This window comes from Streptomyces sp. NP-1717, from assembly GCF_022695985.1.
In the GTDB taxonomy this organism is placed as follows: Bacteria; Actinomycetota; Actinomycetes; order Streptomycetales; family Streptomycetaceae; genus Streptomyces.
On record NZ_JAAPBF010000333.1, the window covers coordinates 1 to 5,544 of the forward strand.

The window sequence follows — 5,544 nt, forward strand, 5'->3', positions numbered from 1 at the left end:
TCGTGGTCCTCGTCTCCGGCTCAGGTACGAACCTCCAAGCCCTGCTCGACGCCATCGCCGGTGATCCGGAGGCGTTCGGCGCCCGCGTCGTCGCCGTCGGCGCCGACCGGGGAGCCATCGCCGGTCTCGAACGTGCCGAGCGCGCGGGGGTCCCGACCTTCGTCTGCCGGCTGGGGGACCACGCGACGCGCGAGGAGTGGGACGCCGCGCTCACCGAGGCCACCGCCGCCTACGAGCCCGATCTCGTCGTCTCGGCCGGTTTCATGAAGATCGTCGGGAAGCGGTTCCTCGCCCGCTTCGGCGGACGGGTCATCAACACCCACCCCGCCCTGCTGCCCAGTTTTCCCGGTGCCCACGGGGTGCGTGACGCGCTCGCGTACGGGGCGAAGGTCACCGGTTGCACCGTCCACTTCGTCGACGACGGCGTCGACACCGGCCCGGTCATCGCGCAAGGCGTGGTCGAGGTGCGGGACGAGGACCACGCGGACGGTGGCGTCGCTCTCCATGAGCGCATCAAGGACGTCGAGCGACGGCTGCTCGTCGATGTCGTGGGGCGTATCGCCCGGCACGGCTACCGCATTGAGGGACGAAAGGTAACAATCCAGTGAGCGTCGAAGACACCGCCGGACAGGCCGTCGAAGGTACGAAGCGGCCCATCCGCCGCGCGCTGGTCAGCGTCTACGACAAGACAGGTCTGGAAGAGCTGGCCCGTGGGCTGCACGCGGCCGGCGTCACGCTCGTCTCGACAGGTTCCACCGCCGGGAGGATCGCCGCCGCCGGTGTGCCCGTCACCAAGGTCGAGGAGCTGACCGGCTTCCCGGAGACCCTCGACGGCCGCGTCAAGACGCTGCACCCGCGCGTCCACGCCGGCATCCTCGCCGACCAGCGCCTCGCCGCGCACCGCGAGCAGCTCGCCGAACTCTCCATCGAGCCCTTCGAACTGGTCGTCTCGAACCTCTATCCCTTCCGCGAGACCGTCGAGTCCGGGGCCACCCCGGACGAGTGCGTCGAGCAGATCGACATCGGCGGACCGTCCATGGTCCGCGCGGCGGCCAAGAACCACCCGTCGGTCGCCATCGTCACCAGCCCCGCGCGGTACGGGGACGTCCTCGCGGCCGTACAGGACGGCGGGTTCGACCTCACGACCCGCAAGCGGCTCGCCGCCGAGGCGTTCCAGCACACCGCCGCGTACGACGTGGCCGTCGCCTCCTGGTTCGCGGCCGACTACGCCGCCGCCGACACCTCGGGACTCCCCGACTTCCTGGGCGCGACGTACGAGCGCACGAACGTCCTGCGCTACGGCGAGAACCCGCACCAGCCCGCCGCGCTCTACACCGGCGGAACCGGCGGGGGCCTCGCCGACGCGGAGCAGCTCCACGGCAAGGAGATGAGCTACAACAACTACACGGACACCGACGCCGCGCGCCGTGCCGCGTACGACCACTCCGAGCCGTGCGTCGCGATCATCAAGCACGCCAACCCCTGCGGCATCGCGATCGCCGACGACATCGCCGAGGCGCACCGCAAGGCCCACGCGTGCGACCCGCTGTCCGCGTTCGGCGGCGTGATCGCCGTCAACCGACCGGTCTCCGTCGAGATGGCCGAGCAGGTCGCCGAGATCTTCACCGAGGTCATCGTCGCGCCCGGCTACGAGGACGGCGCCGTCGAGGTGCTGGCCCGCAAGAAGAACATCCGTGTGCTGCGCTGCGAGGGCGGCCCCTCGGCCCCCGTCGAGGTGAAGCCCATCGACGGCGGCGCGCTGCTCCAGGTCGCCGACCGGCTCCAGGCGGACGGCGACGACCCCTCGACCTGGACCCTCGCGACCGGCGACGCGCTGTCGGACGCCGAGCTGCGCGAGCTGGCCTTCGCGTGGAAGGCGTCCCGCGCGGTCAAGTCCAACGCGATCCTGCTCGCCAAGGACGGCGCGAGCGTCGGCGTCGGCATGGGCCAGGTCAACCGCGTCGACTCGGCGAAGCTCGCCGTGGAGCGCGCGGGCGAGGAGCGGGCCCGTGGGTCGTACGCGGCCTCGGACGCGTTTTTCCCGTTCCCGGACGGTCTGGAGATCCTGCTGGACGCGGGGGTCAAGGCCGTGGTGCAGCCGGGTGGTTCGGTCCGTGACGAGCTGGTGGTCGAGGCGGCGAAGAAGGCGGGCGCCACGATGTACTTCACCGGGACCCGGCACTTCTTCCACTGAGCCCCCGGTGGCCGCCCCCGCCCCCGTCGCGCGCGGGGGCGGCCACCGTTCGCGCGCCGTCAGTTCCTTGGCGACCATCCGCCACGGTGGGGGACGACGAACGCCGGAAGGCCGTAAACCACGTCGGTACGACGGGTGTTACGGCCTTCTGGCATGCGCGCGGGCCGGCCCCCGCGCGGTGCTGCTCAGTAACGCGGGCGGTTGAACCACGCCGACGCCTGCGAGTTCACCATCGAGGCGAGGATGATGCCGCCGATGGCGAGGCTGATGAGGCCGCCGACCGCGCCGGTCGCCTGACCGGACGTGAAGTTGGCGAGCGAGCCCAGGATGATCAGCGACGCGTAGACGATGGTGCAGACGCGGATCGCCGTGCCACCGCTGGAGAACTTCACGGCGAGGAGGATCGATACACCGGCGATGGCCAGCAGCAGCACGACACCGATGAAACCGATACCGGCGAGCGCGTCACCGGAGTCGGAGTCGGCCACGTCCGAGACGGCGGCGAGGGCGATGGCGAAGATGATGGCGGCGATGATCTGGAACCCGGCCATGATGTACATGAGGACACGGGCCGCGGTCATCAGTCCGGGCATGGACTGCGGGACACCGCCCATCGGACCGGCGGGGTAGCCGCCGTAGCCGGGCTGGACCGGGGGCGCCTGCGGGTAACCGTAGTTGGCCGGCGGCTGCTGGGGCTGGCCCTGCTGCGGGTAGCCGTAACCCGGCTGGCCCTGCGGCTGGCCCTGCTGTCCGTAAGGGTTGTTCGGGTCGCCGAAACTCATGGCGGGTTTCCTCCGTTGGTAACGCGGGGACATCGCGGATCCGGGGGAGGAACGTCACAAATCCGAGCGGTTTGCCCCCCAACACTGACCGCGCACTGCGCGGTCATCGTGCGGTTCACAAGGGCTTTTTGTCCAGTCGGTATTCCTATGTGTTGTGCAAGTGCAACCTGGCGGAGCGTCGTTGATCTTGACCCCGCGATCATGTGCCGCGCCCCGCGCCGACCTCGTGGATGACCTTGGATTGGAACAGCGGTGGGGTCATCCGCGAAGATGGACGCATGACCGCCCAAATTCTCGATGGCAAGGCCACCGCAGCCGCGATCAAGTCCGACCTGACCGCCCGCGTGGCGGCCCTCAAGGCGCAGGGCATCACCCCCGGCCTGGGGACCCTGCTCGTCGGGGACGACCCGGGCAGCCGTTGGTACGTCAACGGCAAGCACCGCGACTGTGCCGAGGTCGGCATCGCCTCGATCCAGCGTGAGCTGCCCGACACGGCCTCCCAGGAGGAGATCGAGGCGGTCGTACGCGAACTGAACGCGAACCCCGACTGCACGGGCTACATCGTCCAACTCCCGCTCCCCAAGGGCATCGACACCAACCGTGTCCTGGAGCTGATGGACCCCGAGAAGGACGCCGACGGGCTGCACCCGATGAGCCTCGGCCGGCTGGTGCTGAACGAGACGGGGCCGCTGCCGTGCACCCCGTACGGCATCATCCAGCTCCTGCGCGCGCACGGTGTCGAGATCAAGGGCGCCCACATCGTGGTCGTCGGGCGCGGGATCACCGTGGGCCGCTCGATCCCGCTGCTGCTCACCCGTAAGTCCGAGAACGCGACCGTCACGCAGTGCCACACCGGCACCCGTGATCTCGCCGCGCATCTGCGGCAGGCCGACATCATCGTGTCGGCCGCCGGCGTGCGCCACATCATCAAGGCGGAGGACGTCAAGCCCGGCGCGGCCGTCCTCGACGTCGGCGTCAGCCGCGACGAGAACGGCAAGATCGCCGGCGACGTCCACCCCGACGTCGCGGGAGTGGCAGGCTGGATCTCCCCGAACCCCGGCGGAGTGGGCCCGATGACCCGCGCGCAGTTGCTGGTCAACGTCGTCGAGGCGGCGGAGCGCGCCGGAAGCGGAAGCGGAACGTGAAAGGGGCACCCATGGGTGCTGGTACGAGTGCGGCCGCCGAGCCCGGCGGCGAGGGCGGCCCTGCCGTGAGCGAGCCGGTGGTGGCCGAGGCGGTGGCGGCCCCGGAGGCGGTCGAGGAGAAGACCGACGAGAAGAAGCCGGACGCGGTCGCGGGGAACGCGGACGGGGACGACACCGGCGAGGACGGGCGCGACGGCGGGGACGGGCACGCGGACAACGGGGACGAGGCGGCCGGCGCCCCCGCGGCCTCCGGCACCTCGCGGCGTTTTCCGACCGTCACGCAGGACACCGCGCGCCCCGAGGGCGGCGGCCGTGCCGCTCCCGGCGACGCGCCCGCGCCCGCCCGTCAGTGGCCACTGCTCACTGTGCTCGGCGCGACCGGCCTCGGGCTGCTGATCGTCGGGCTCGCACCGTTCGACCAGTCGTTCCGCATCGGCACGATACTCATCGGTGTGGCGTTGGTCACCGGCGCGATCCTGCGGCGGATCATGCCGTCGGTCGGCATGCTCGCCGTACGGTCGCGCTTCACCGACATGGTGACGTACGGCCTGCTCGGAGTCGCGATCGTGCTGCTGTCGCTGATGACGCAGCCGAAGCCGTGGCTGGAGATCCCGTTCCTGGAGGACGTGGTCCACTCCACGGTCCCGTAGCCCCCGCCCGGAACGCCCGGAACCCAGAGACGGCGCCCATCCCCTCCCCCGAGTCAGGACGGGCGCCGTCGGCATGTGACCAGCGTCATGGACGCGCCAATCGGCTTCAAGGTCCGGCAGATGCCTGTGGCACGGAAGTGACCATTCCGCCATGGTGTGATCGTCGGGCAACGGATGGGACACTGGGGGACGGAATCGAGGACGGCGCGCGAGGGGGCGCGGGGGCTGTCCCGAATGCTCCGGTGCACTCCCGTTTCTGGAACTGACGCCCTGGCTCCACGCATCCCTTGGGGTAGTCGTCGGCCGGCGTGGGGGCGCGGCGGACGCGGAGCACATTCAGGATCGCGTGCGGGGGGACAAGGGGGAAGTAATGCCTCGTTGGAAGGCACTACCGGAGGAGCTCGACCCACAGGTCAGGGAGTTCGCCACACAGCTGCGCAGGCTGGTGGACAAGAGCGGCCTGAGTATCGCCGCCGTGGCGGACCGCACCGGTTACAGCAAGACGTCGTGGGAGCGGTATCTCAACGGGCGGCTGCTCGCGCCCAAGGGCGCGATCGTGGCGCTCGCCGAGGTGACCGGCACGAATCCGCTGCATCTCACCACGATGTGGGAGCTGTCGGAGCGGGCGTGGAGCCGTTCCGAGATGCGCCACGACATGACGATGGAAGCGATCCGGATCACTCAGGCGCGGGACGCGCTGGGCGAGTTCGGCGGCGACGTCGGCCCCGGCCGGTCCGGCGGCAGCCGCCCCGGCGGACGTACGGCGACGCCTC

The 5,544-nt window shown here is 70.6% G+C and carries 6 protein-coding genes; 5 read left to right on the plus strand and 1 reads right to left on the minus strand.

Translation table 11 applies throughout. From position 1 onward, the window contains the following. Window positions 1–2: 2 nt before the first annotated feature. Both purN and purH read left to right on the plus strand, forming a co-directional pair. A complete protein-coding gene (gene purN / locus GXP76_RS33630) occupies window positions 3–608 on the plus strand; it encodes a phosphoribosylglycinamide formyltransferase (protein ID WP_242575412.1) in 606 nt (201 codons plus the stop codon). Further along, complete coding sequence (gene purH, locus GXP76_RS33635; RefSeq protein ID WP_242575413.1) at window positions 605–2,194, plus strand: bifunctional phosphoribosylaminoimidazolecarboxamide formyltransferase/IMP cyclohydrolase; 1,590 nt, start codon at window positions 605–607, stop codon at window positions 2,192–2,194. Before purN ends, purH begins: the two co-directional genes overlap by 4 nt. Before the next feature lie 185 nt (window positions 2,195–2,379). On the opposite strand, the gene GXP76_RS33640 is transcribed toward purH, so the two are convergent. Continuing rightward, window positions 2,380–2,976, minus strand: coding sequence for a hypothetical protein (locus GXP76_RS33640; protein WP_242575414.1), 597 nt, complete (start codon window positions 2,974–2,976; stop codon window positions 2,380–2,382). A gap of 278 nt (window positions 2,977–3,254) precedes the next feature. Here GXP76_RS33640 and GXP76_RS33645 point away from each other — a divergent pair, with 278 nt between their 5' ends. The 3 genes from GXP76_RS33645 to GXP76_RS33655 form a co-directional block, all read left to right on the plus strand. Continuing rightward, the gene (locus GXP76_RS33645; RefSeq protein ID WP_242575415.1) at window positions 3,255–4,121 is read left to right on the plus strand and encodes a bifunctional methylenetetrahydrofolate dehydrogenase/methenyltetrahydrofolate cyclohydrolase; all 867 of its coding nucleotides are present in this window, start codon (window positions 3,255–3,257) and stop codon (window positions 4,119–4,121) included. Between the two features lie 11 nt (window positions 4,122–4,132). Next, window positions 4,133–4,771, plus strand: a complete 639-nt coding sequence (locus tag GXP76_RS33650; protein WP_242575416.1) for a DUF3017 domain-containing protein — start codon at window positions 4,133–4,135, stop codon at window positions 4,769–4,771. Window positions 4,772–5,141: 370 nt separating this feature from the next. Next, window positions 5,142–5,544 (plus strand): helix-turn-helix transcriptional regulator (locus tag GXP76_RS33655; RefSeq protein WP_242575417.1); only part of this gene is annotated, 403 nt, incomplete at its 3' end.